General features: G+C 67.8%; 22 protein-coding genes. 2 read left to right on the top strand and 20 right to left on the bottom strand.

Annotated features, from left to right (window positions below):
* Window positions 1–72 precede the first annotated feature (72 nt).
* Together CFB18_RS02160 and CFB18_RS15180 are read left to right on the top strand one after the other, a co-directional pair.
* Window positions 73–336: a nucleotidyltransferase domain-containing protein gene (locus tag CFB18_RS02160; protein WP_088570156.1), complete on the top strand. Its 264-nt coding sequence runs from the start codon at window positions 73–75 to the stop codon at window positions 334–336.
* Between the two features lie 6 nt (window positions 337–342).
* Window positions 343–513 carry a hypothetical protein gene (locus CFB18_RS15180; protein ID WP_159461528.1) on the top strand — a complete coding sequence of 57 codons (171 nt, stop codon included), beginning with the start codon at window positions 343–345 and terminating at the stop codon, window positions 511–513.
* A 10-nt stretch (window positions 514–523) separates the two neighbouring features.
* Here CFB18_RS15180 and iolO read toward each other — a convergent pair whose 3' ends face one another.
* From iolO to CFB18_RS02060, 20 genes are all read right to left on the bottom strand, one after another.
* Window positions 524–1348, bottom strand: a complete 825-nt coding sequence (gene iolO, locus CFB18_RS02155) for a 5-keto-L-gluconate epimerase (RefSeq protein WP_088570155.1) — start codon at window positions 1346–1348, stop codon at window positions 524–526.
* 5 nt (window positions 1349–1353) lie between these two features.
* The gene (locus CFB18_RS02150) at window positions 1354–2187 is read right to left on the bottom strand and encodes an SDR family oxidoreductase (protein WP_088570154.1); all 834 of its coding nucleotides are present in this window, start codon (window positions 2185–2187) and stop codon (window positions 1354–1356) included.
* Window positions 2184–3596 carry an NADP-dependent phosphogluconate dehydrogenase gene (gene gndA, locus CFB18_RS02145; RefSeq protein ID WP_088570153.1) on the bottom strand — a complete coding sequence of 471 codons (1413 nt, stop codon included), beginning with the start codon at window positions 3594–3596 and terminating at the stop codon, window positions 2184–2186. Before gndA ends, CFB18_RS02150 begins: the two co-directional genes overlap by 4 nt.
* The gene (locus CFB18_RS02140) at window positions 3583–5097 is read right to left on the bottom strand and encodes a gluconokinase (protein ID WP_088570152.1); all 1515 of its coding nucleotides are present in this window, start codon (window positions 5095–5097) and stop codon (window positions 3583–3585) included. The genes gndA and CFB18_RS02140 overlap by 14 nt, the downstream gene beginning before the upstream one ends.
* A gap of 12 nt (window positions 5098–5109) precedes the next feature.
* Window positions 5110–6120: a D-isomer specific 2-hydroxyacid dehydrogenase family protein gene (locus tag CFB18_RS02135; RefSeq protein ID WP_088570151.1), complete on the bottom strand. Its 1011-nt coding sequence runs from the start codon at window positions 6118–6120 to the stop codon at window positions 5110–5112.
* A 114-nt stretch (window positions 6121–6234) separates the two neighbouring features.
* Window positions 6235–6537, bottom strand: a complete 303-nt coding sequence (locus tag CFB18_RS02130; protein ID WP_088570150.1) for a DUF2442 domain-containing protein — start codon at window positions 6535–6537, stop codon at window positions 6235–6237.
* Between the two features lie 27 nt (window positions 6538–6564).
* The gene (locus CFB18_RS02125; RefSeq protein ID WP_088570149.1) at window positions 6565–6801 is read right to left on the bottom strand and encodes a hypothetical protein; all 237 of its coding nucleotides are present in this window, start codon (window positions 6799–6801) and stop codon (window positions 6565–6567) included.
* Entirely contained in the window at window positions 6798–7037 is a 240-nt protein-coding gene (locus CFB18_RS16445; RefSeq protein ID WP_088570148.1) for a hypothetical protein, read from the bottom strand. Before CFB18_RS16445 ends, CFB18_RS02125 begins: the two co-directional genes overlap by 4 nt.
* Before the next feature lie 215 nt (window positions 7038–7252).
* Complete coding sequence (locus tag CFB18_RS02115) at window positions 7253–8677, bottom strand: tagaturonate epimerase family protein (protein ID WP_088570147.1); 1425 nt, start codon at window positions 8675–8677, stop codon at window positions 7253–7255.
* Between the two features lie 33 nt (window positions 8678–8710).
* Window positions 8711–9685, bottom strand: coding sequence for a 3-dehydro-scyllo-inosose hydrolase (iolN, locus tag CFB18_RS02110; protein ID WP_088570146.1), 975 nt, complete (start codon window positions 9683–9685; stop codon window positions 8711–8713).
* Between the two features lie 43 nt (window positions 9686–9728).
* Window positions 9729–10757 (bottom strand): alcohol dehydrogenase catalytic domain-containing protein, encoded by a 1029-nt coding sequence (locus CFB18_RS02105; protein WP_088570145.1) that lies wholly within the window; start codon window positions 10755–10757, stop codon window positions 9729–9731.
* A gap of 12 nt (window positions 10758–10769) precedes the next feature.
* Window positions 10770–11972: a scyllo-inosose 3-dehydrogenase gene (iolM, locus tag CFB18_RS02100; RefSeq protein WP_088570144.1), complete on the bottom strand. Its 1203-nt coding sequence runs from the start codon at window positions 11970–11972 to the stop codon at window positions 10770–10772.
* Entirely contained in the window at window positions 11969–12739 is a 771-nt protein-coding gene (locus CFB18_RS02095; RefSeq protein ID WP_088570143.1) for an ATP-binding cassette domain-containing protein, read from the bottom strand. Before CFB18_RS02095 ends, iolM begins: the two co-directional genes overlap by 4 nt.
* Before the next feature lie 51 nt (window positions 12740–12790).
* Window positions 12791–13807 (bottom strand): ABC transporter permease, encoded by a 1017-nt coding sequence (locus tag CFB18_RS02090; protein WP_200808033.1) that lies wholly within the window; start codon window positions 13805–13807, stop codon window positions 12791–12793.
* Window positions 13808–13897: 90 nt separating this feature from the next.
* Window positions 13898–14878, bottom strand: a complete 981-nt coding sequence (locus tag CFB18_RS02085) for a sugar ABC transporter substrate-binding protein (protein ID WP_088570142.1) — start codon at window positions 14876–14878, stop codon at window positions 13898–13900.
* Complete coding sequence (locus tag CFB18_RS02080; RefSeq protein WP_159461527.1) at window positions 14875–15945, bottom strand: LacI family DNA-binding transcriptional regulator; 1071 nt, start codon at window positions 15943–15945, stop codon at window positions 14875–14877. The genes CFB18_RS02085 and CFB18_RS02080 overlap by 4 nt, the downstream gene beginning before the upstream one ends.
* A 150-nt stretch (window positions 15946–16095) precedes the next feature.
* Entirely contained in the window at window positions 16096–17700 is a 1605-nt protein-coding gene (locus CFB18_RS02075; RefSeq protein ID WP_088570140.1) for an FAD-binding oxidoreductase, read from the bottom strand.
* A 96-nt stretch (window positions 17701–17796) separates the two neighbouring features.
* On the bottom strand, window positions 17797–18687 hold the full coding sequence (locus CFB18_RS02070) for a glycosyltransferase (protein ID WP_159461526.1): 891 nt from the start codon (window positions 18685–18687) through the stop codon (window positions 17797–17799).
* Between the two features lie 27 nt (window positions 18688–18714).
* A complete protein-coding gene (locus CFB18_RS02065) occupies window positions 18715–19389 on the bottom strand; it encodes a helix-turn-helix domain-containing protein (protein WP_088570138.1) in 675 nt (224 codons plus the stop codon).
* A gap of 240 nt (window positions 19390–19629) precedes the next feature.
* A complete protein-coding gene (locus CFB18_RS02060) occupies window positions 19630–24318 on the bottom strand; it encodes a GAF domain-containing protein (RefSeq protein ID WP_088570137.1) in 4689 nt (1562 codons plus the stop codon).
* Window positions 24319–24468: the final 150 nt, after the last annotated feature.

Genomic DNA, 24468 nt, shown 5'->3' with positions numbered 1-24468 from the left:
GCGCACCGGTGGATCAGTTCCTGGAATCCGACGCCCGGCAGGCCCTTCAGGATGCGGCGGAGGTGATCCGCTTTGCGGAATCTCTCATCCGGCCCTCCCGATGAGGAGCGCTTCCGGCGCACCGTTGAGCGGCTCCTCCAGGAGCGCGGGGAGGAGCTCGAGTTCCTGGTGCTGTTCGGGTCCGTCGCCCGGGGGGATTGGTCCTGGCGCAGCGACTATGATCTCCTCCTGGGCCTCCGGGAGGCGGACGGCATTCGTCTGATCGATCGGATCCTTCGCTTCACCCCGCTCGTGGAGGGGAACGTGGACCTGTTCCCCTACAGCCGTCCGGAATAGGAGCGGATGTTCCAAGCGCGCCACCCGCTGCTCCTGGAGGCCCTGGACCACGGTATCGTCCTCTGGGATCGAGGGGCCTTCGCCCGGATGCGGGAGATCTTCCAGCAATGGAAAGCCCGTGGGGAGGTGGAACGCCTGCCCTCTGGATGGCGGATCCGATCGTTGCCCGAGGAATGAAGTCGAGATCTTACGCGGGAGGAGCCCCCAGGGCTTCACGGGCCCACCGGGCGACCTGGGCCATGGCTGCCTCCAGGGTGGGGGAGGGGATCACCTCCGCGGAGAGCCACCCGCGGTAGCCGATCCGCTCCAGGGCCTTCAGGGCCGGCCGGAAGTCCAACCCGCCCCATCCCGGTGCCCGCCGGTTGGAGTCGGCAATGTGGACATGGAAAAGCCGATCGCCGGCCTCCTCGATGGCCCTCTCGATGGAGGGCTCCTCCAGGAAGGCGTGGAACGTATCCACCAGCACCCCCACGTTCGGATGGCCGACCGCTTCCACCAGGGCCCGGACCTCCGCTACGGTGTTCAGCAAGTCCGTCTCCCGCCGGTTCAGCGGCTCCAGGGCGAGGCGGACACCCCGGGCAGCGGCGCGGGGGGCCAGGTGTTCCAGCGCCTCCATAAGCCATCCCCGCGCACGCTCGGCCTCCACACCCGCCATACGCCTTCCCCGGATCAGCCCGATGATGACCTGCGCGCCCCATTCCGCCGCCAGATCCAAGTGGGCCTCCAACCGGGCGAGGGCGGCGCGCCGCACCGCCGAATCAGGATGGGTCAGGGAGAGCCCTTCCTCCACCCAGGCCTGGCCGGTGCCGATGGCTGGGACCCGCAGGTCGTAACGGGCAAGGAGCGCCCGCAGCCGCCCCACCGGGACCGCGGCGGGGTCCCGGACCGCCAGTTCCACGCCCTGATATCCCAGCCCCCGGAGCTGTTCCAGGGCACGTTCCAGATCCTCGACGGCCGCGGCGGCCTCGAAGCGCGTCGGTTGCCAGGAAAGGACGAAGGCCAGCGGGAACATCCGCGCTACACCCCCGAATCCGCGTCGAACCCGCCGTCCACCGGGACCACGATGCCGGTGACGAAGGCGCTGGCGGGGGAGGCGAGCCAGATCACCGTGCCCACCAGATCCTCCGGGTCTCCGAACCGCCCCATGGGCGTGCGGGCGAGGATCGCTCGCCCCCGAGGGGTCAGGTTCCCCTGCTCGTCGAGCAACAGGAAACGGTTCTGCTCGGTCAGGAAGAACCCCGGGGCGATGGCGTTGACCCGGATCCGGGGGGAATACTCCCGGGCCAGATGCACGGCCAGCCATCGGGTGAAGTTGTTCACCGCCGCCTTGGCGGCCGCGTAGCCCACCACCCGGCTCAGGGGGCGGAAGGCCGCCATAGAGGAGACGTTCAGGATCACCCCCTCGCCGGCCTCGACCATCTGCCGGGCGAAGATCTGGCTGGGGAGGATGGCCCCGCCGAAGAGGTTCAGGGCCACCACCTTCTCCAGGGCCTCCAGAGGCAGATCGAAGAACGAGCGCTCCGGCCCCACCGTGGCTTCCGGGAGATTGCCCCCCGCCAGGTTCACCAGGATGGTCACCGGACCGATCTCCCGCCGCACTCGTTCCGCCGCTGCCTCGATTTCCTCCCGTTTCAGGACATCCATCTGCTCACCATAGACCTCCAGTCCTTCCGCCCGCAGGGCCTGCAGCCGGGCCTCCAGGCGTTCCGCCGGAGGACGGTAGTCCGTGAACACTACCCGGGCGCCGGCCCGGGCCAGGCCCCGGCCGATGGCCCCCGCCAGCATCCCCGCTCCCCCGGTGAGCAGGGCCACCTTCCCCTTCAGCGAGAACAGGTCCTCCAGGAAGCTCATCCCTCCTCCCACTCCGTATGGAAGGTCCCCGGGCGATCGATCCGCTGGTAGGTGTGGGCGCCGAAGGCGTCCCGCTGGGCCTGGATCAGGTTGGCCGGGAGCCGCGCCCGCCGCATGGACAGCACGTAATCCACCGCTGTGCGCAGGGCCGGCATGGGGATCCCGGCCTCGAAGGCCCGGGCCAGGACCCGGCCGGCGGCGGGGAGCCGTCCCTGGAGCTCCTGGCGGAACCGTGGGTGGAACAGGAGGTGAGGATCCTCGGGGTCCTCACGGAGGATCTCCCGCAGGAAGATCAGCCAGCGGGCGCGGATGATGCAGCCGGCCCGCCACACCCGCAGCACCTCGGTTCGATCCGTCCCGTAACGGTAGGCCCGGGAGGCTTCGTGCAGCAGCCACAGGCCCTGAGAGAAGGCGCTCAGCACCGTTAGGTTCAGCGCGGCCTCCAGATCCGTGACGGCCGACGGATCCGCCGCCTCCGACCGGCGGTCGGGCCACGGGAAGCCGGCCGCGATCCGCTCCCGGTCGGCCTTGAAGTGGGAGAGGGTGCGGGCGATGACCGCCGCCGTCAGCGTGGGTGTGGGGACGCCCAGCTCCAGGGCGGCCTGGGCGGCCCAGCGGCCAGTTCCCTTCTGCTCCGCCTGATCCAGGATCCGCTCCACCAGGGGCTCCCCCGTCTCGGGATCCCGGTATCGGAGCACCCGCGCGGCCAGCTCCACCAGATACGCGTTCAGCGTCCCCTCGTTCCAGCGCGCGAAGGTCTCGGCGATGGCGTCGGCCGGCATCCCCAGCGCGTTTTTCATGAAATCATAGGCCTCGGCGATGCCCTGCATGAAGGCGTATTCGATGGCGTTGTGCACCATCTTCACGAAATGGCCGGCGCCGCCCCGGCCCATATAGGCGCAACACGGACCCTCCTCGCTTTGCGCGGCGATGCGCAGGAGGAACTCTTCCGCCAGCGCATACGCCTCCGGCGTCCCCCCGGGCATGATCGAGGGGCCGAGGAGCGCCCCTTTCTCCCCCCCGCTGATCCCCACCCCCAGGAACCGGATCCCGCGGGCGGCCAGGGCCTCCATCCGCCGCTCGGTGTCCGCGTAATGGGAATTCCCCCCGTCCATCACCAGGTCTCCGGGCTCCAGGAAGGGAAGCAGGGCTTCGATCACCTGATCCACCGCCAGCCCGGCCTGGACCATCAGGAGGATGCGGCGAGGACGGGTGAGACACCGGGCCAGCTCCTCCAGCGAATCCGCCGGGGTGATGGGCTCGCCCCGCACCCGCTCCCGCATGAACGCCTCGGTGCGCTCCCGGGTCCGGTTGTAGACGCACACGGAGATGCCGTGGCGGGCGAAGTTCAGGGCCAGGTTCTGCCCCATCACCGCCAAGCCGATGATTCCGATCTCACAACGGTTCATGCGCGCCTCCCATCGTGAGGTGGTGGGCTTCGGAACTCCCTCCATGCTGGAACGCGGCCTCCAGATTCGCCAGCACGGCCTGGAAGCGGGCGAACTGCTCTGCGTAAACGGGGATCCAGTCCTCCACCGGTGAATACACCCGAACCGGCACTCCAGGGGGGAGGGCAGAGAGGTCCGGGAGGATCCCCAGGGCTTTCCAGGCCAACATCGCGCTCCCGAGGAGGCTGGGCTCCGGGATCTCGGGGACTTCGATGGGCATCTCGAAGACAGAGGCGAGGATCCGCATCCAGAGCGGGGAGCGGGTGCCGCCGCCCCCTGCGCGCAGCCGAACAGGTTGCAGTCCGTTCTCCCGCAGCGCCTCCAGGAGGCGGCGCAGGGCGAAGGCCACCCCCTCCATCGCTGCCCGGATCAAGTGGCCCTGCCCGTGGTGGACACGTAGGCCGAAGATCACCCCGGAGGCCATAGGGCCGATCCCGGGCTCCCGCTCCCCGGCGAGAAAGGGGAAGAACAGAATCCCCGTGGGCCCCGCGGTCGCCTCGGCTAGGGCTTCCGCCTCCGCGTCGACCACCCGCAGCACCGCCTCCTGAAGCCACTGACGGACGATCCCGGCGTTGTTGAGGGCCCCGCCGGGAAACCACCGTCCCGGGAGCAGCGCATAGGTCTGCAGCCGCATGCGGGGGCTGTGGTCCAGAACCGGCTGCGCCGCGATCATGCGGATCATCGCCGTGGTGCCCAGGTTCATCACGCCCACGCCCGGCGCCAGGGCGCCCAGCCCGAGGCCCATCGCCCCCCCGTCGTAGACCCCGGCGATCACTTCCACCTCCGGCGGGAGGCCCAGGGCGGCCGCCGCCTCCGGCCGCAGCGGGCCCAGGCGGGCCTCCGGGGCTACCACCTCCGGCAGGCGATCCGCGGACAGCTCCACCGCCGCCAGCAGCTCCGGGTCCCAGCGCAGGGTGCGCAGGTCCATCAGCTGGGTGGCCGTGGCCAGGGAGGGCTCAGTGAAGGGCTTCCCCAGCAGCCGCAGCAGCAGGTATTCCTTCGCCCCCAGGAACCAGCGGGCCGCCCGGAAGATCTCCGGGCGACGAGCCCGGAGCCACGCCAGCTTGGCCAGGGGGTAATGGAAGAGGGGCGGGCAGCCGGTGCGGGCATAAAGGATGGTCCCATCGATGCGGGCGAGCAAGCCCGGGAAAGTCTCCCGGGGCCGGGTGTCGAGCAGCGTCATCAGGCCCATCAGCGGTCGTCCCCGCGCGTCCACCGGCAGCAGGCCCAGCTGATAGGCCGAGAGGATCAGCCCGCGCACCGCCGGGGCCTCTTCCCCCAGCGCCTCCCGGGTTGCGGCCACGAAGGCATCCCACAGGGCCTCCGGGTCGTGCTCCGCTCGGCCGGTCTCATCCCGCAGCAGCGGAAGCGCCCGCACCGCCCGGCGCCGGAGCCGGCCCTCGGGGTCCAGGCAGCCCGCTTTCACGTGCGTAGTGCCGATGTCCACGGCGAGGATCCACATCGCCCGCTCCGATCATCGTCGCCAGGCCCGGGCATGGGGAAGGACCTCGGGGTTCACCACTTCCTCCGGGATCTCCCCGCGCAGCACCCGTTCCACATCGGAGATCACTTTCTCCCCCATCCGCCGCAGGGTCTCACGGGTATACGCGGCGATGTGGGGGACGATGAGCACGTTGGGAAAGCGCAGCAAGGGATGGTCTGCGGGAATGGGCTCCTCCGTCATCACATCCAGCGCCGCGCCAGCCACCCGTCCTTCCTCCAGGGCGGCGATCAGGGCGGCCTCATCGATCAGCTCCCCCCGGGCCGTGTTCACCAGGATCACGCCCGGCTTCATCTTCGCGAAGGCCTCGCCGGAGAGCATACGGATGTTCTCCTCCGTGAGGGCGGCGTGGAGGGAGAGGATGTCGGCCTCCCGAAGGAGGGTCTCCAGGTCCGCCGGCTCAGCCCCCGCCGCCCGGATCGCCTCCGGCGGCACGTTCGGGTCATAGGCCAGCACCCGGGCGCGGAAGCCCTGGGCCAGGATCTCCCCCACCCGGCTTCCGATGTTCCCGAAGCCGATGAGCCCTACGGTTTTGCCCCGGAGCTCCCATCCGACGAAGGCCGCCCGCTCCGTCCAACGGCCCGCCCGGACCGCGGCGGCAGCCTCGGGGATGCGGCGGAGCAGGGCGAGCAGCAGCCCGACGGTGAGCTCCGCCACCGCCTCCCGTTCCATCCAGGGCGTCACCCGGGTGACCAGGACCCCGTGGGCGGTGGCGGAGGGGAGGTGGATGTTGTCGACGCCGATGCCGTGACGGGCGATCAACCAGGTTTCGTCCTTATGGGCGAAGAACTCCGGGCCGAACCGCGGGGTGACGCTCACGATGAGGATCGGGAAGCCGCGGAGCGCCTCAGCCAGGGCCCAGCCATCGATGTGCGGGGGGAAGTCCAGCCGCCGGACCTCCCCCAGGGTGGATAGGCGCTCCAGGTGCTCCGGGAAGTAGCGGCCGAAGCTGCTGGAGTTCACGATGGCGATGCGCGGACGCATAGCGGCTATCCTTCTCCACTAAGGATCGAGGTGGATCGATCTTCCAGGGGATGCTCATTCGAGAGGAGGCAGGCGATAGAGCAGCTGGTGTTGCACAGCGCGTTCCCGCAGCTCTCAGGCATGCTGCTGAACCAGTTCTCGCAACCTTGGGAACAGATCTTCCGGCCGCTTCCCGGTGATCCGCAGATACAACGCGTCCGGGCATATCTCGATCTCCTCACCCCAGGAGATCTCCCCGCCGGATCCGATATGGACTTTCTCAAACTCCTGTTCGTTCTCCCATGCCGCGAAGACGCCTTTCCCAACCAGGTCCGAGAGATCCAGCGTGCCTTCTACGCCATCTGAATATCGGATCCAGAGTCGATATCCCGGAAGCGCTTTCACGGCGATCGGCTCGGGCCTGCGAAGCTCACTCATCCATTCTTCCGTTGGGCTGGCGGATCGTTATTCAGTACGGTTTCCTATCGCCGTGAATATCCGCTTCGCTTCCTCCGGCAGTTCCACAGGCACAAACATGGATGCGGGGTAGAGATACCCATCGGGCTCCGATAGGTCCTCATCGATGATGCGAATCATATGGTGGGACTCCGCTTCTGGATCAGGCAGCCTGCGATACACTTTGCCGACAATCAGGCTGGCCGGATTCCCTTCATTGTTGATGCATATGACAAATTCGCTCATCGGATCACCCTCTTGATTTTGAAATCTCGGCGGCCTATTCCATGGGCCTCATACCAGTGTATTTCTGCTTCACAGATTGTGCCATCCGGAAGCTCGACGATGGCGATGCCTTTCATTTTCCGCCATCGCCCTCGGCCGTAAATGCGTTCCAGATGGCGTCGGATATACACGCCTCGGCCTGATGCGATGGTCTCAATGTCTCTGATCTCGCCGAGAATCTTGAATCTTGGACTCATTTGTCATGCTCGCGTGCTAACAAACGGGCTATCCGGGAGGACGCACGCGCCGCCTGCGTTCCTCAGACTCCGCCATCCGAATACCGGATCCAGAGTCGATATCCCGGAAGCGCTTTCACGGCGATCGGCTCGGGCCTGTGAAGCTCATTTATTTATCCCTCCGTTGGACTGACGAATCGTTGAGGTGGAGCACGTTGGGCTCTCTCACCCCCGATCTATTTTAGCAATGCCTCTAAGTGGCGCTCCAGGTTCTCCCGGACGGCGGTGAAGTGTTCCGCCTCGTGGGCCTCCAGGAGTGCCCGGATCGCGGGCCCTCGCTCGCGCAACAGCACGCCGTAAGAGATGTGGAAAAGCTGTCGCACGGCGCGGTCGGCCAGCGCGGCTTCGGGATCGTCGGGGAGGGCAGGGGGCAGCGCCTCCGGCTGCAGCGCGATGGGGTAATCCCGGCGGCTCTCCTCCAGATGCGCCCGGGCGATGGCGTAGAGCTCCGCGAAGAGAGCGGGGACGGCCCGCGCCACCACCCGCACCGCCTGCAGCCAGGTGGTCCCCGAGGTTTTCACGTGGAAACGTCCTCCGGTTGCCTCTCGGAAGACCGGGAGGATGCGGAACTTCTCGCTGCCGGAGTGCAGGCTGAGCCGGTGGCCCCCGAAGGTCCGGGCCACGGCGGTGTGGAGGGCGGCTGCCTGCGCGAAGCGTTCCACCTCCCCCTCATAATCGACGGCCTTCTCGAAGACCCCCGGGAAGCGGGGGGCCAGGCTCCAGAGGGCCACCCCGCGCCGTTGCAGATACACGGCGATGAAGGCATGGGCCTCCGGGGTGGTTTCCTCCTCGGTCTCGTCCACCGACACCTCCAGGTCGGCGTCGATCCCCTGATCGCGGAGGATCTCGGCCCCGCGGACCACCTCCTCCAGGGCCGGCTCGTAGCGGCAGGCTGCGGCCCGCAGGGCCGATTCCTCCAGCGTTCGCGGGCCCTGTGGCGCCTCGACCCGCCGGTCCGCCAGCTCGGCGACCACCGAGCGGGCGAGGGGCGAAAGCGCCTCCCACGGACGGGGGCCCCGGGCCAGGGCCCGGCGCAGATCGAACGTGTAAAGGGAGTAACCGGCCTCGGCCGCCGCGCGCAGCTGTTCGTCATCCTGGAGGTGATCCGCATCGGCGCCGAAGGGGCCCGCGAATCCGGAGGCGAAGACCCCCCACGCGGCGTCGAGCAGGACCGAGCGGAAATCCCGGCCGGTGCGGGCGAGCTCCCGGGGGGACTGCTGGGCCAGCACCGGGAAGACCGGGTAGCGCTCCAGGGCGGCGATCTGAGCCGCCGTGGCCATCCCCAGGCGATCCCCCGCCCCGAAGGAGGCGGGCCGATCGCACCGCGTGGGGGACAGGGCTGGGAGGCGCTCCCGCAGGATGCGATAATGGGCCCACGTCCAGGGGTGGATCCACACGAGATGCTCCTGGACGCGCATCGACATGCGCGGATCCGGGGCGGGGAAGGGGGATGTCTCCCCGATCCATCCGATCCGTCGCTCGCTTCCCTGACGGGCGGCGAAGATCGCCCCGCCGTCGGGGAGCTCCCGGATGGATCCCACGATCAGATGGAGCCCATACAGGCGCAATCCTTCCGCAAGGGCCTCTGGGGAGAGCATCATAGAAGAGCGCTGCCTCCTCCCGGACGCTGCCGCTCACATCGGGTAATGGAGCTCATACAGGCTGCGCCAGCCGGGCTCGAAGGGCATCTTGAGGTAGGGCTCCAGCATCTCCCGCTCCCGCTCGGTCACCCCCTCCAGCGGGGGCAGCTTCCCCGGCGGGAACGCCTCCAGGATGTCCCGCACCAGCTTCTCCAGGTAGTCCAAGAGCTGCTCCACCCCGGGTTTGGCCTTCTCGGCGCTGGCCAGGGTGGCCTTGCCCACCACGCCCGGCTGGTAGGCCTTCACCTCGATGGGGCGCAAGCCCACCTGGGCGTACCAGGCGATGGGCTTGCGCAACAGGTTCCCCGCCTTGTCGATGTGCTCGCTGTCGGTGGGCAGGAAGCTGTAAGGCTCCGTGTCCACCGCGTCCTCCATACGGATGAACTCAGGGAACAGGGCCAGGCTCCAGCTGGTCTCCACCTCATCCCCGTGGATGAAGTGGGTCTCGTAGGGTCCGCCTTCGGATTTCAGCTTGAAATGATCGGGGATGGCGTGATACCAGTTGACGTTGACGATGACCGCGGGCACCTTGTAGGTCTTGGCGAAGCGGTGGATGGCGATGGGGATGACATATTCCTGGCCGTGGCCGTTGAGAATGATCTGCTTGCGGAAGCCGGCGTTCCAGAACCCGGCGATGATGGCCGTGAGCATCCCGACGAACACATCCTCCGGCACCACGATGGTCCCCGGCATCCCCATGTGGTGATACGGATGGGAGCCGAACCACAACGGCTGGCTCACCGTGCACCCGGTGCGCAGGGCCACCTGTTCGGCCATCCGGGTGACCAGGAAGACGTCCTCTCCATAGGGCGCGTGGGGGCCGTGGGCCTCCGTCGCGCCCACCGGGATGATGATCAGGTCGTTCTGCTTCAGGCGCTCCATGACCTGCTTGCCGGTCATGTTCTGGAAGTAAATCCCCGTCGGCCGATCCATGTGGCCGCCTTCCGGTGGGATCTGCCACTTGCCCATCGCGAACCTCCCGCCGTTGGTGTATCCGTGGACGGTCTGTCTCTCAAGCGGGCACCATCATCACCTTCACCGCCTCTCCCCGGCGCAGCAGCTCCAGCCCCTCCCCGAAGCGGGAGAGCGGCAGGCGGTGGGTGACCAGCGTCTCGGGGCGGATCACCCCGCGCTCCAGCATCTGGATGGCCAGAGGGAAGGTGTGACGGCCGACGTAGCTGCCCACCACCCGCAGCTCCCGCCGGGTGATCTCATACTGGGCGACCTCCGCCCGGGCCCGGGCGTTCATGCCGAAAAGGACCACTGTTCCTCCCGGCCGGGCGAGCCGCAGCGCGGTCGTCATCAGTGAGCCCACCGCGTCCACCACCACATCGGCCCCGATTCCAGTGGTTTCCCGCACGACCCCCTCCAGATCCTCCACCCGGGGGTCCACCACCACATCCGCCCCGATCTGTCGGGCGAACTCCCGGCGGAAGGGCGCGATGTCCGCCGCGATCAGGGCGCCGGCCCCGCCCGCCCGGAGGACCTGGATGAACAGCAGCCCCACCGGCCCGCACCCCAGCACCACCGCCGATTCTCCGGGGTGGAGGCGGATCTGCAGAGTGCCGCCCACCACTGTGGAGAGCACCTCCGTGAAGATCGCCCGCTCCAGGGGGACCTCCGGGGAGATCGGGAACAGGGCCCGCGCGGGGGCCACTTCGTAGGGCGCCAGGCCTCCGTCCAGGAAGACCCCTAAGGTGGTGAACTGTTCGCAATGGTTGTAAAGCCCGCGCTGGCAGAACCGGCAGACGCCGCAATACAGGTTTGGGGCCACCGCCACCCGATCTCCCGGCCGCAGGTGGGTCACCGCCGGCCCCACCTCCACGACGCGGCCGATCACCTCGTGGCCCAGGATCACACCGGGGGTGGCCGGATGTCCCGGGGGCACCTCCAGGATGTGCAGATCCGTGCCGCAGATGCCGCAGGATTCTACCTGGAGAAGCACCTCGTCCGGTTGCCGGATGGAAGGCTGAGGCCGCTCCTCCAGCGCCCAGCGTCCTTCCCCTTGGAAGACGATGGCCGGCATACGGGTCCCCGTCATGAGATGCCTCCTTCAGGCCACCGTCGCGGCGGCCGGCTCCACTTGCGGAACTTCCCGCAGGTCCGGCTTGATGGTGATCTTGGCGTCGAGCCGCCGGCTCAACCGCTCCACCGCCTCCACCGCGCGGTCCAGGGGATAACGGGCGGTGATGATGCGGGTCATGTCGATCAAGCCGGCGGCCATCATCCGGATCACGCTGGGGAAGATGGCGTCGCCCGAGTGGCCCTGGGAGCCGAAGATCTGTCCCCGCCGCACCTGCAGGGTTTCCAGATACAGCGGCACCCGCTCCGCCGCCCGGCCGATGACCACGATGCGGCCGTTGATGGCCAGGGCCTTCTCCATCTCCGGCAGCGTCCGCGTAGGGGCCCCCGCCGCCTCGACGAACAGGTCGGCTCCCTCCCCTCGGGTGAGCTCCCGCACCGCTTCGCTGGGGGCCACCTCCCGGGGATCCAGGGCGATGTCCGCTCCCATCCGCCGGGCCATCTCCCGTCGCGGCGCGCTCACGTCGAAGGCGATCACCTTGCCGGCCCCTGCCGCCCGGGAGAGGGCGATGGCCGCCAGGCCGATGGGCCCCGCCCCGAAGACGGCCACATAAGCCCCCGGCCGGAACCCGCCCGCGCGGACGAAAATCCCATTATAGGCCACGCTGGTGGGCTCCACCAGCGACCCCGCTTCGTAGGCTTTGTCGACGTCGCCGTAGCGTTCAGCAATCGCATTGATCTTCCAGCAGTATTTGGCCTTGACCGCCACATACTCGGCCATGGCTCCGGGCACGGTGAAGCCCAGCTCCTCCAGGTTGGTGCAGTGGTTGAAGAAGCCGCTGCGGCATGGCATGCAGACCCCGCACCACAGCATCTCCTCCGATGTCACCATGTCCCCGGGCCGCAGATCCCGGACTTCCTTTCCCACCGCCACCACTTCCCCGGAGAACTCGTGGCCCGGGATCACCGGGAACTTCACCAGGCCGGGATACAGGATGTAGCCCTCCGGGTCGGTCTCGTAGAAATGGAGATCCGACCCGCACACCCCGCAGGCCTTCACCCGGATCACCACCTCATCCGGGCCCGGGGTGGGGTCCGGGACCTCCTGGATCGAGAAGCGGGGCTGCCGCCAGATGCTGGACCCGGTGATCGCCTTGCCGGTTTCGCGCTCCCAATCCGAGAGCGGGTAATCCGGACGGGGATCCCATTTCGCTTCCACCACCACCGCTTTCATGGCTTCTCCTCCTCCGGGATGGTGATCCCGCCCGCGATGAGCTCCGCCACCTGCTCAGGCGAGATCTGGTGTTTAGGGAAATCCCCGACTTTGCGGCCGTGGCTCAGGATGACCAGCCGGTCGGCCACCGGATAGACGTGATAGATGTTATGGGTGATGAAGATCACTGAGAGCCCCCGGCGGCGCACCTCCTCCACATAACTCAGCACCTTTCGGGTTTCCTTAATGGAGAGGGCGGAGGTGGGTTCATCGAGGATCAGCAGGCGGACGCCGAAATGGAGGGCGCGGCCGATGGCGATGGACTGGCGTTCGCCGCCGGAGAGGGCGGAGACCGGCTCCCACACCGAACGCACGCGGATGCCGATCTCCTCCAGGACCTGCCGGGTCACCCGCTCCATCTCCTTCATGTCCAGGAACGCGAGCGGCCCGATCCGTCGCACCGGCTCCCGGCCCAGGAAGAAGTTGCGGGCGATGCTCATCCTCTCCACCAGGGCCAGGTCCTGATAGACCGTCTCGATGCCCAGGGCCCGGGCCTCCCGGGGCGAGCGGAAGCGGACCGGCCGTCCCTCGAAGTAGATCTCCCCCGCGTCCGGCGGATAGACCCCGGTGAGGATCTTGATCAGGGTGGATTTGCCGGCCCCGTTATCCCCCAGCAGGCCCACCACCTCCTGATAGCCCACCGCGAAATCCACCCCGGCCAGGGCCTCCACACCGTCGAACCGTTTGACGATCCTTCGCATCTCCACCAGCCAGCGACCTGCGGTCATCGTCCTCTCCTGCACCACAGGGGATCCACCTTCCAGAGGCCGGGCGCTCGCTTATGCTCCGGCAGATCGCCGGATCCGCAGGTTGATGATCACCGCGAGCACCAGGACCAGGCCGATGAAGGCGCGATACCAGTAGGCGGGCGCCCCGGCCAGCACCAGCCCGTTGCGCACCATCCCCACGATGAGCGCCCCCAGCACCGTCCCGATCACGCTGCCGTAGCCGCCGGTGAGCAGGGTCCCCCCGGTCACCGTGGCCGCGATGGCCTCCAGCTCCACCCCCTCCCCTCGTAGGGGGTCTACGGAGCCGAAGCGGCTGAACTGGATGATCCCGGCCAGGGCGGCCAGCACGGCCGTCAGGACGAAGCCGATCTGCTTGACCCGGTGGACCTCCACCCCCAGGGCCCGGGCCGCCTGGGGGTTCCCACCGGCGGCGAACACCGCGTTGCCGAAGGGGGTGCGGGTGAGGACTACCGTGGCGATCCCGGCAATGGCCAGGAACCAGAGGGCAGAGGCGTGGAAGCCTCCGGGCAGCCGCCCCGAGAGGGCGAACATGAGGGAGGATGTCCCCTCGTAAGCGATGGGGAATCCGCCCGTCACCGCCAGCAGGACCCCGCGCCAGAACATCATAGATCCCAGGGTCACAATGAAGGAAGGCAATCGGCCGCGGGTTACCACCCAGCCGTTCAGCGCCCCGATGGCCGCCGCCAGGGCCAGGGCGGACCCGAAGGCCACAAGGTGCGGCCACCCCGCCCGGACCATCAGGGCGAAGGCCATGGATGAAACCCCCAGCACCGATCCGACGGAGAGGTCGAACTCCCCGGCGATCATCAGCAGGGTGACGCCGACCGCCACCAAGCCCAGCTCGGCGGCGATGGTCATGATCCCGGCCAGGGAGCCCAGGGTCAGGAAGTAAGGGGCGATCACCGAGAACCCGATAAAGACCGCGAGGAATCCAGCCAGCGCCCCCACCTCCGGATAGCGCCGCCATCCAGACAGGCGGACAATCTGGGCCCAACGCTGCGCATACGTCTGCCAGCGGGATCGAGCCTGGACCATCTCAGGATCCATCTGGAACGCTCCGCGGGTCGTCGGGCGAGGGATATCCGATCCGGCGAGGGGGGTGGGGATCCCCACCCCCCTCGCCAAGGTCTTCACCGATCAGCGGATCCCTTGCTTGATCAGCTCCTCCACCAGGCCCACGTTGTCTTTGTCCACGAACCCGGGCCCGGTGAGCACGTCGTTGGCCGGGCGCAGCCCGTATTTCTTGTAGAGATAGAGCCAGGTGATGGCCATGTAGCCCTGCAGATACTGCTGCTGATCGATGGCGAACAGCGTCACCCCCTCCTTGATCGCCGACAGCGTCCCGGGGTGCAGGTCGAAGGTGCCGTGGAGCACCTTGCCGACCAGGTTGTCCTCCTTCAGGAACTTCACCGCCGGGTCCGTGCCCAGGGGGCCGAGGGTGAGTAGGGCGTCGGTGTCGGGGTTGCGGGTGAAGTAGGCCTTCAGGGCCTCCACGGCCTTGGTGGGGTCCGTGCCGATGTCCAGCTTCTCCACCGGCACGTTCTTCTTGCTCATCTCATCCAGGAAGCCCTGGCAACGGGCCTCGAGGCCCACGTGGCCGACCTCGTGGATGGCACACACCGCCCGCTTGGGCGTGCGCACGGCAAGCATCCGCTGGGCCGCCCGCACCCCGCCCAGGTATTCGTCCATGCCGATGTAGAACATATAGGGGATGCGCTCGCCTTCTGGACGGGGATCGGCGACGTTGATGGCCACCACGGGGATCCCCTGCTGGATGGCCCGGCGCAGCGGCTCATCCAGGGCCTTGGGGTCGGTGATGGTCACCGCCAGGCCGTCGGGCTTGGCGGCGATGGCGCTGTTGAGGAGGTTAACCAGCTCCTGGATGGAGAACTTCTCGGGGCCGAAGTATTTCGCCTCCACCGGGTAGACCTTCGCCGCGTCGTTCATCCCTTTGAGGACCACGCCCCAGAAGGGGTCCGCGGGGCCGCCGTGAGAGACGATGTAGAAGGTGAACTCCTTCTGCACCGGGGTGGGGGCGGGCGTGGCCGGGGCGCATGCTCCGGCCAGCAGGGCGAGGGCCAACAGGATCAGGATCCAGCGGTGGGCGTGACGGATCATGGCAACCTCCTTTCTGTGAGGGATTGGGGGAGAAGATCCATCCCTTCCTCCGGGGGCGGGCCGCATGAAGCGCGCTCCACCAGCCGGCAGGGCAGGCGCAGATGCGTCGGCGTTCGTTCCCCCTGTAGCAGGCGCAGCAGCATGCTCATCGCGGTCCGCCCCATCTCATACTTGGGCTGGGCGACCGTGGTCAGCGGGGGCTCCGTGTAGAAGGCGAAGAGGATGTCGTCGAACCCGATGATCGAGAGATCGTCCGGGATCCGCAGGCCGGCCGCCCGGGCGGCCCGCAGGGCCCCGATGGCGGTCATGTCGTTGTAGCAGAACACGGCCGTTGGCGGACGCGGGGCCTCCAGCAGGCGGCGCAATCCCCATTCCCCGCCCTCCGGCCGGCCGTTCCCCTCGGCGATCCAGGCGGGGTCCACCGGGAGCCCGGCCCGGGCCATCGCCTCCCGGTAGCCGGCCAGGCGCTCCCGGTTCGAGCGGGCGGTGGGCGGCCCGGCGATGTAGGCGATGCGGGTGTGGCCCAGCGCCACCAGGTAAGAGATCGCCTGCACCGCTCCCTGATAGCTGTCCGAAGCCACCGAGTAGATAAAAGGCTCCTCCCGCTGGTTGTTGATCAGCACGATGGGGACGCCCAGGGCCTCCAGGTGCGGGAGGTAGAGCTCGCCGACGCGGGAGGAGGCCACGATCACCCCTTCCACCCGGCTCTCGGCCAGGGCCCGCACCGCCGCCAGCTCCCGCTCGGGGTCGGCGTTGGAGGTGGCCAGGAACAGGCGATAGCCCGCCTCCAGGGCCACCTCCTCCACGCCGCGGACGATCTCGGCCAGGAAGGGATCGGCCAGGGTGGTGATCACCAGGCCGACGATGCCGGTGCGGGCGGTGGCCAGGCTGCGGGCGGCGGCATTCGGGACATACCCCATCCGCGCCGCCAGCCGGCGGATCCGCTCCGCCGTGCGGGGATTGACCAACGGGCTCCCCCGCAACGCCCGGGAGACCGTGGAGTGGGAGACGCCCGCCTTCCGGGCGATATCCTTGATGGAGACCTGGCGGGAAGTGCGTCGGCCCACGGGATTGCACACGTGTGCAGATTTTTTCTTATGATACTCGGCGTGGCTGATTCTGTCAAGGGGTTGCAGCGTCATGGTTTCTGGTTTCCCAAGAGGGCAGGAAAGCCCGGAGGAGACATGGGGAAGAGATGTCTTTCGATGCTGCGCGGACTACCCATGCGGTGTGGGGGCCACCAGCACGCCCGGATTCATGATCCCGGATGGATCCAGCGCGCCTTTCACCCTCTGAAGGATATCCACAGCCAGCGAGCCATGCTCAGCCATCAGAAGGGACTGGAGGTCCCGTCCCGTTCCATGGTGATGGGTGATCGTCCCCCCGCATTCCAGAAACGCTTCCAGGGCCGTCCCTCGAAGATCCTGCCATGCCTCACGCAGCGCTTCTCGAGGCGGACGGGCGAAGAAGGTAAAATACAGCGCGCAGCCATCCGGATATACGTGCGTCACCCGCGTCATCACCCCGCCGACCGGTGACCAGCGGTCGATCCGCTGAAGTAACCGCTCCCGCACGGTCCGCACGGTGTTCTCCGCACGAGACCATGGCACAGCGGTCTCCACTGTATCCAGGAGCAAGCCGAAGTCGATCATGAGGTCTCGCCAGTAAGGCTGTTCGAAGTAGGCCTGTTTCCACGTCTCCACCGCCTCCGACGCCGGAATGCCCCCCGCTCGTTCGATCCATCGGAGGGCTGAGCGCCAATTGGCTTCCGCCCGATGCGCGTCCTCGGGATCCTCGATCTCCAGGCTGATGTGCAGCAGTGCGCCTGGCTCCAGCGGACGACCGGTGAGGGCGGCGCTGATCGCCACTTCATACTCGTCGAGCAGGCGGAGAACCGCCGGCGCTAAGCCTGCCTGCACTATCCTCCGCAAGGCTTCCAGGCCGGCCGAGAACTCCGGGAAACGGAAACCGCCCGCCCGCTTGGCAACCGGTGGCCGCACCGCCCGCACCACCGCCTCGGTGATGAATCCGAACGCCCCCTCGCTCCCCACGATCCACGATCGCACATCCGGCCCCGAAGCCGAGGCAGGGACCTCGCGGGTTTCCAGAACCCCGCGGGGGGTGAGCACGCGCAGGCTTTCCACGCGATGCTCGATCCTCCCCCACGCGGTGGCGAAATGCCCCGCCGCCCGCGTCGCGATCCAGCCCCCCAGTGTCGACATCTGGAAGGACTGGGGGTAATGCCGGAAGGCTAAGCCATGCGCCCTTAGCGCCTCCTCCAGATCCGGCCCGCGAATCCCCACCTGCACCCGAACCCGACGGCTGGATGGATCGAGGTACCGGATTCGATTCATCCGAGCGAGATCCACCGAGAGGACCCCCTGGAAGCCCGGTGGAACAGCGGGCTCCACCCCGCCAACGACAGAGGTTCCGCCCCCATACGGGATGAGCGCGATGGACTGGCGTTCCGCGCTCTCCAGCAGACGGAGCAGATCCAATTCGTCCTCCGGATAGGCCACAGCGTCGGGGAAACAGAGATCCTGGCCGGTCCGCAACCGCACCAGATCTCCGAAACTCCGTCCCGCCGCATGTAACGCCCGCTCATAAGGCGTGGCTGTGAGATCGCCCTTAAACCCTGGGATCTCCACAGAGATCCGAGGCGGAGGAATCCGGAGGGACTCCAGGGGAAGAGGCGGCTGATGGTCCTTTAGGGAGATCCGTAGCCATGGCTCCACGGCTTTCAACCAGCGGGCGACCCGCTCCGCCGGGATCCCTTCCCCTTCATAACCCCAGCCGTTCCATTTCCGCAGGCGATCCGGCATATCAGACCCTCCGCGCTGGGGCTTTGCCCGTGTCAATGATCCATGTCGGTAGGATCCGCTTCAGCAGCGACCAAAGGTCGGAGGCGAAAGCTCCTCCTACCGGTCTCCAGAGGAGGTCGGCAAAGGCCGATCTCCCGAAGGAAGCGTCCGCCTCCAGGGCCATAGAAGGCGCGCGGGCCGGCTTCCCATACTTCGTATCATGGATTGGGGATGGAGGGCGGGCGGCCAAGCCAGCCAGCTCTCCTTCTCCTCTTCTTCCTTTTCCGCATCTCCACATGGGCATGAGGATGGGCGGTGATGCCCGAAGGCATAATCGAACGGAAGCGACCGGATCGGGCGCCCGGCCCACACGTGGGCCTCCGCCCACAGGTATTTCAGCAATAGGGGGAAAACGCCTTCCTCCTCCACCCGGCGGGTGGAGACCGGGATGCGCACCGAGGTCAGCACCCCGAACCGGCCGTGGCGGGCCGCCCGTCGCACGTAATCGTGATCCTCGGCCAGCACCAGGGTTTCATCGAACCCCCCGATGGCCTCGTGGAGGGCGCGGCGAACCAGAATGCAGAACCCCGGCGCGCGGGGGGAGATCCATTGGAGCGCCAGCAGATATCCGTTGGCCACCTCGTGGAACACCCGATCCGTCGGCCGGGGGCTCAGGGGCTCCATCAAGCATGTGGCCACATCCAGACGCCGCGCCTCGATCTCTCGCAGTGCCTTCTCCAGGAAATCCGGCCGGGGGACCACGTCCGCGTCCAGGAAGACCAGCCACGTCCCCCGGGCGGCCCGGGCCCCTGCATTCCGGCCGACGGCCGGTCGTCCCCCGGGGACCACCCGGGCGCCCCAGGCCCGGGCGATCTTCGGCGTCCCATCCTCCGACCCCGCGTCAGCGACGATCACCTCCTCCGGCGGCTGTGTCTGACGGGCCAGGGCCTCGAGGAGTTGGGGGAGATACGCCGCTTCGTTCAGGGTTGGGATGATCACGCTGACCATAGATCTCCACTCCCCCATCCGCATCCCTTATTCGTGGGCATTCTCTTCTTGCAGGATTTGGGCCGCGAAGTGAGACAGCCGGCGCCGATCCATGGGATCCAGGCGCTCCCATTGCTCCTGGAACCAGCGGATCTTCGCCAGAAGTGCCCGGATCTGCTGGGGCGGGGGGTGGGTCAGGGCGACCAGGGCGGCGCTCAATCCGGCCAGTGCCCCCAGATCCAGCGCCCGACGGGGGGGAGGCGTTCGCTCCTCCTCGCTGGGTTGTTCCAGCAGGCGGAAGACCAGCATCAGCCCAGCAGCCATCCGGGCCATGCCCTCGGCGGCTGGTGCCTCCTCCGGTATGGTGAGCAACCATCGTAGCAGAGCCCCTGGATCCATCCGGGCCTGCAGCGTATGGATCTCCTGCTGCACGCGTGCCCGGGCGCTCCGCCAGGCCGCAGCATCCCACACCGGGGTCAGGATCCGTTGCGCGTGGGCGGTAGGACGGAAGACCACGCGGGGCCGGCCTGGCCCTGCCAGGCTTTCATATCGCCGCTCCACCAGGCCGATGCGCTCCAGCAAGGCCAGCATCTCATATGCAGTCGCCCGGCCGATACGCAGGGCGCGGGCTACCACGGCGTAATGGAGGGGCCGACGCCACCTCCGATGCAGCCGCAGGAAGGCGGCTAAAAACTCCCGCTGACGACGGGTGAGCGCGCCCATCCCCCACCTCTACACAAAATTTCCGAAAATTCCAGAAAAATTTTACCCAGGCTCGCCCATCTTTGCCAGGTCCCTTTCGGGGACAGATCGTGGGGGATCAGGTGAAGGGCCTGCGTCTTTAGGATGACCCCTGTGCTCTTGCTCTACATTCTGGCTGCCATCCGAAGCCACGCACGGCGCCGCGTGAAATCGAGAGGCGGCCCAAGGGTAGGGGCGTAGCGCCGCTGCGCCCCTACATTCTCAACGGCGGGGGCCTCCGTTTCCGGGGGAAGGCGGAACCAGCGGGAGCGTGAACACGAACAGGGCGCCGCCTCCGGGTCGATCCTCCACCCAAATCCGGCCGCCGTGGGCCTCTACGGCGAGCTTGCAGAAGGCCAGGCCCAGACCGAACCCACGCCCCTTGGTCATCCCGGTCACGAAGGGCTGGAAGAGGCGTTCTCGCAGCTCCGGTGGCACCCCGGGCCCGGAGTCGGCGACCTCCACGCGCATCTCCCTCGCATCCTCCACCGCTGCCCGGATCCAGATCGTCCCACCGGATGGCGTGAACTTGATGGCGTTGTCCAGCAGGTTCTGAAGCGCCCGCGCCACCAGCAGCTCATCCGCCCATACCGGTGGGAGATCCGGTGGGATCTCCATTCGCACCTCCAAGGTTTTCTCGCGGATCAAGGGGGAGAGCTCTCGCAGGATCCCGGCGACCTGCTCCGCCAGGGAGAACGCCCGCCGCTGGAGGATCGCCTGCCCGGATTGCAGCCGGCGCAGATCAAGGATGGTGTTCACCATGCGCAGCATGCGCCCCACGTTGTCCCGGGCGATGGTCAGCACATCCCGTTGCTCCGGCAGCAGCGGACCCACCCCTTCGCTCAGCAGGAAGTCCAGGGCGGTCTGGATGGAGGCCGCGGGGTTGCGCAAGTCGTGGACGATCATATGGAAGAACTCCTCGCGCAGGCGCTCCAGCTCCCGCAGCGGCGTGATGTCGTAGATCCAAAGGAGCCAGCCTGTGATGGAGGAACCCTCGGCGATGGGGACCCCGTGGATCCGCAGGGCGTAGGGGCCGGCCTCCAGCTCCACGGTGGGACGGCTTTCCGGGTTCCGGCGCCACGCCCGCAGGTAGCGGGCCAACCCCCGGGCCAGAGCGGGCCGCCGCCCTTTCAGATGGCAGAGCAAGTCGCTGACCGAACGCCCAATCCAGGATTGTGGCTCCCCGTCCAGGGAGAGCAGGCGGGCCGCTGCCCGGTTGATCTCCACCACCTCCCCTCCTGCCCGGATGAGGAGGATGCCGTCCACCGCCGCGTCGATGAGCGCCCGCAGCCGGCTGCGCTCCGTCCGGAGGTCCTCCAGCAGCCGCGCGTTCTCGAGGGCCACCGCCGCATGGTTGGCGATGGCCTGGCTCAGGGCAATCTGGTTCATGGAGAAGGGCTGGTCCCCGACCCGGTCCCATACTTCCGCAATGCCGAACACCCGCGTCCCCACCGCCAGCGGCAGGATCATGAGGCGCCTCACCCCCAGCCGGGCCAGGGTCTCCCGGTCCTCCGCCGACAGCGATCGTTCCGCCTCCGGATCCGCGAGCCGGAGGGCGATCGGCCTGCGCTCCCGAAGCACGGAGATCCGCACGGCCAGGGGGTTCCCCCGGGTTCCTTCCGGCCAGCCCGGCGGTCCTTTCCGGGCGGCATCCGGGGCCGTGAACTCCATCAGGACCTCCAGGGTCCCGGATTCCGGCCGATACCGGTAGAAGCGCGCATAGGTCCCGCCGGTGATGTCGCAGAGGAAGCGGCCCAGCAGGGTCAGCACCCGATTGACCTCCTGGGCGGCCAGCAGGTTCGCGCTGGCCTCGTAGAGCAAAGAGACCTCCCGAACTTGCTTGGCCATCCGCTCGACCAGAGCCGCCCGCTCCACCGCCAGAGCCAGGTGATCGGCCAGCGCCTGGAGCATCCGGATCTCCGGGTCGGTGAAGAGGTGCGGCTCGGGATCGTGCAGGCTGAGGACACCTACCGGGTGAGTACCGGCGTGCAGCGGGACGCCGATCCATGCCCGGATGAAGTCCTGTGGCAATGGGAGAGTGATCTTCGGGGCTTCCAGTGTGAGATCCCCATAAACGAGGACGCGATCTTCCGCGAAGGCCCGTCCCGCCAAGCCTTTCTCCGGGTAGCATTCTGTCAGAAGGGCTTGGACATCCGGAGGCAATCCCATCGCCGCGTGCAGGCGTAGACAGCCTGCGCTCTCGTCCCACAGATAAACCTCCCCCATCCGCAGGCCGACCGCCGCGCGCGCATGCTCCAGGCCGGCACGAAGGATCCCCTCTAAGTCCTCCGCCTGCAGGATCGCGGTGGCCACCTGATGCAGCGCCGCCTCGTAAGCAGCACGCCGCCGGGTCTCTTCAAGCAGATACGCGTTGGCCAGGGCCTGGGCGGCGGCGTTGGCGAAGGCCTGGCCCATGAACAGCTCCTCCGTCGTCAGCGCGCGGACCGTATCCCAGTAAACCGTGAGCACCCCGCGGAAGGGGAACTGGCTGCCTGTCATGGCGGGAGCCCAAAGGGGGAAGACCACGTAGGCGCGGAACCCCTCTTGCAGCAGCCGCTCGCGAACGGCCTGGGTGCGCGGATCGGTCTGAACGTCTGAGACATGGATCACTGTGGGGATTTCAATGGCCCGGACCCCGGGGACGCGACGGTAACTCTCCAGGAGCCATTGAACGTAGTCCGGCGAAAGCCCATCCGCCCCAGCGCAGGCCACCTGCTCCCGGATGGGCTCGTAGAACCAGACGCCCGCGCGGTCGCCGCCGAGCAGCCGTTTGGCGCCCCGGAGGATCGTCCGCACCCGCTCGGAGAACTCCGGAGGGGTGCTCAGGATCTCCTGGAGCGCTCCCGCCATTGCCTCCCACAGCCAGATCTCCCGCCGCCGGCGCAGGGCGATGCCCACGGCGTCCGCCAGGGTCTCCGCCAGACGGAGGGTGTCCTCATCGGGATGGCGTGGGGCATCGTAATACAGCATCAGCTTGCCTAAGGTCTGCCCCTCGCTCCGGATGGGGACGAAGGCCAGGGCCCGGATGCCTTCCCGAAGCACGGCCTCCCCCACATCCCCCAACTCGGGGGATTGGGCGGCGTCCGGGATCCAGAGGATGCGGGGGTTCGGATCCGAGGGGTCCCAGGGCCAGTGTCCTTCGACGGCGCGCCGGTATCCATCGGAGAGGTTCTCCCACGCTTTGAATCGCGCCACCCCATCTGGATCCCGCACCAGCACCGCCGCTCGATCCGCCCCCAGCACTTCGCGCACGCCCCGAAGGGTCAGCGCGTAGAGGTGCTCGACATCTGCGGCGCGGAAGAGCTCCTGGGAGATCCCCTGGAGCAGCTGGAGTTGCCGGGCATAGCGCTGGGCCCGGGCCTCCGCGGCCCGTCGCTCCGCGTTGCTCCAGACCAGGGCGATGAGATCCGCCACCTCCGCTGCGAAGGCGATTTCATCCGCAGTCCAGATGCGGATCTCCCCGACCTGCTCATGGCAGATCACCCCGATCACCTGTCCCCCCTGGCGGATGGGCGCGTCCAGCATCGAGCGGATGTTCCGAGGCGCCATGTAGCGCTCCCGCAGCTCGGAGGTTCGCGGATCGCTCCAGGCGTCCGAGGCGTCGATGGCGCGCCCCTCCTCCAGGGCCCGGAAATATGTGGGGAACTCGTCCGCGCGCAGATCCGCTTCCTTCCCCGTCCGCCCCTCCGGCCACTCCACATGGATCAGACAGGACAGGCGGCCGGTGGCCGGGTCCAGCCGCCAGATGTTCACCCGGTGGACCTGCAGGGTCTCCGCGGCCGTCCAGGCGATCCGGGCCATGGCCTCCTCGAGCTCCCCGTTCTGGATCCGGGGATCCCGGGCCAGGCGCAGCAGCGCCTCCTGCTGGCGGGCGCGTCGGAGAGCCTGGCGCCGGTGTTCGGTGATCTCGCTGGCTCGAACCAGCCACCCCTCAGGCTCCCCTTGAGAAGGGATCGCATGGATGGAAAAGAGGAACCAGCGCTCCTGAGCCGGATGGCGGAGCTCTGCGATCCTTTCCCCGCCTTCATGGACTGCCGCACGCCATACATCCCGGAGCTCCGGCCATGCCCGGAGCAGGTCCTCCGCCGGCGCGCCGAGGCATTCGGTCGGGAGACGTCCCAGCAGCTCGGCCATCCGGGAGTTGAGGTCGAGCACCCGACCCTGCGAATCCAGCACCATCATCCCTTCGGATATCCTCTCGATGAGCAGGCCCCGGGCGAGGGGGATGGGGCGGAGGCGCGGGAGGGCCTGGAAGATCAGGCCCAGCAACACGGTGGCCAGCCCCAGCGCGATCGCCGGCGCCCCTCGCCATGCCGTGGGGAGCTGCGCATACGAAGGATCGTGCAGCGCCATGAAGACGCTGACCATGACCAGGGCGACGGCGAGCAGGAACCCGACAAGGACCCGGAACGCGACCCGGTAAGCGTGGATCAGGGTTGGAAGCAGGAGGATCACCGCGCCGAGGAAAGCCAGAAGGGCGAACAGGGTGTGCACCCAGAACCAGGGCCCGTAAGAGACCGCGAGGGAGCCGTCCGGGCGGACGACTAAGGTGGACCAGACGAGGTGATGCGCATCGTTGGTGAAGGCCAGCAGGACGGTCAGGCTGGGGATCAGAAGGACTCCGATCAGGTGCCAGAGGCGGAGACGAGGGCGGAGGCCGGAATATCGGAGGGCGCCCAAGAGGAAGAAAGGAGCGACCCCCGCCACCCCCAGCGCCTGAACCTGAAACCCCAGGATGCACAGTTCGGGATCGGACGTGCCGATGATCAGACTCTCGCTCCAGGTCCAGAGGGCCAGGGCGAGGAGGGCCAGCCCCCACAGACGCGCCTCCGAGGAGCGGGAGCGCCGCACGCCCCGATAGGTCAGGAGCAGGCCGATCCACCCGAGGAGGACACCCAGAACCCACGCCATTCGAAAGGCGCTCCTCCGAAGCCCTGGCGGAATTCCTCTATCTTCCTCAGAACCCTTTTCTTTCGTTCGTTAGGATAAGGCAACCTTGGGGCTGTGTCAAGGAGAAATAAGGGCTATACTGAATTTCCACCTCGCGTAGCGGAATGGAGA

Origin of the sequence: Thermoflexus hugenholtzii JAD2 (assembly GCF_900187885.1) — a bacterium.
In the GTDB taxonomy this organism is placed as follows: Bacteria; Chloroflexota; Anaerolineae; order Thermoflexales; family Thermoflexaceae; genus Thermoflexus; species Thermoflexus hugenholtzii.
The sequence above is the reverse complement of the archived record's forward strand: the minus strand, read 5'-3'. Positions and strand labels throughout refer to the sequence as shown.

Bases quoted from the DNA above. Each gene is read 5' to 3' on its own strand.
- CFB18_RS15180 (WP_159461528.1), top strand. From the start codon at position 343: ATGTTCCAAGCGCGCCACCCGCTGCTCCTGGAGGCCCTGGACCACGGT.
- iolO (WP_088570155.1), bottom strand. From the start codon at position 1,348: ATGTTCCCGCTGGCCTTCGTCCTTTCCTGGCAACCGACGCGCTTCGAG.
- CFB18_RS02150 (WP_088570154.1), bottom strand. From the start codon at position 2,187: ATGAGCTTCCTGGAGGACCTGTTCTCGCTGAAGGGGAAGGTGGCCCTG.
- gndA (WP_088570153.1), bottom strand. From the start codon at position 3,596: ATGAACCGTTGTGAGATCGGAATCATCGGCTTGGCGGTGATGGGGCAG.
- CFB18_RS02140 (WP_088570152.1), bottom strand. From the start codon at position 5,097: ATGTGGATCCTCGCCGTGGACATCGGCACTACGCACGTGAAAGCGGGC.
- CFB18_RS02135 (WP_088570151.1), bottom strand. From the start codon at position 6,120: ATGCGTCCGCGCATCGCCATCGTGAACTCCAGCAGCTTCGGCCGCTAC.
- CFB18_RS02130 (WP_088570150.1), bottom strand. From the start codon at position 6,537: ATGAGTGAGCTTCGCAGGCCCGAGCCGATCGCCGTGAAAGCGCTTCCG.
- CFB18_RS02125 (WP_088570149.1), bottom strand. From the start codon at position 6,801: ATGAGCGAATTTGTCATATGCATCAACAATGAAGGGAATCCGGCCAGC.
- CFB18_RS16445 (WP_088570148.1), bottom strand. From the start codon at position 7,037: ATGAGTCCAAGATTCAAGATTCTCGGCGAGATCAGAGACATTGAGACC.
- CFB18_RS02115 (WP_088570147.1), bottom strand. From the start codon at position 8,677: ATGATGCTCTCCCCAGAGGCCCTTGCGGAAGGATTGCGCCTGTATGGG.
- iolN (WP_088570146.1), bottom strand. From the start codon at position 9,685: ATGGGCAAGTGGCAGATCCCACCGGAAGGCGGCCACATGGATCGGCCG.
- CFB18_RS02105 (WP_088570145.1), bottom strand. From the start codon at position 10,757: ATGACGGGGACCCGTATGCCGGCCATCGTCTTCCAAGGGGAAGGACGC.
- iolM (WP_088570144.1), bottom strand. From the start codon at position 11,972: ATGAAAGCGGTGGTGGTGGAAGCGAAATGGGATCCCCGTCCGGATTAC.
- CFB18_RS02095 (WP_088570143.1), bottom strand. From the start codon at position 12,739: ATGACCGCAGGTCGCTGGCTGGTGGAGATGCGAAGGATCGTCAAACGG.
- CFB18_RS02090 (WP_200808033.1), bottom strand. From the start codon at position 13,807: ATGGATCCTGAGATGGTCCAGGCTCGATCCCGCTGGCAGACGTATGCG.
- CFB18_RS02085 (WP_088570142.1), bottom strand. From the start codon at position 14,878: ATGATCCGTCACGCCCACCGCTGGATCCTGATCCTGTTGGCCCTCGCC.
- CFB18_RS02075 (WP_088570140.1), bottom strand. From the start codon at position 17,700: ATGCCGGATCGCCTGCGGAAATGGAACGGCTGGGGTTATGAAGGGGAA.
- CFB18_RS02070 (WP_159461526.1), bottom strand. From the start codon at position 18,687: ATGGTCAGCGTGATCATCCCAACCCTGAACGAAGCGGCGTATCTCCCC.
- CFB18_RS02065 (WP_088570138.1), bottom strand. From the start codon at position 19,389: ATGGGCGCGCTCACCCGTCGTCAGCGGGAGTTTTTAGCCGCCTTCCTG.
- CFB18_RS02060 (WP_088570137.1), bottom strand. From the start codon at position 24,318: ATGGCGTGGGTTCTGGGTGTCCTCCTCGGGTGGATCGGCCTGCTCCTG.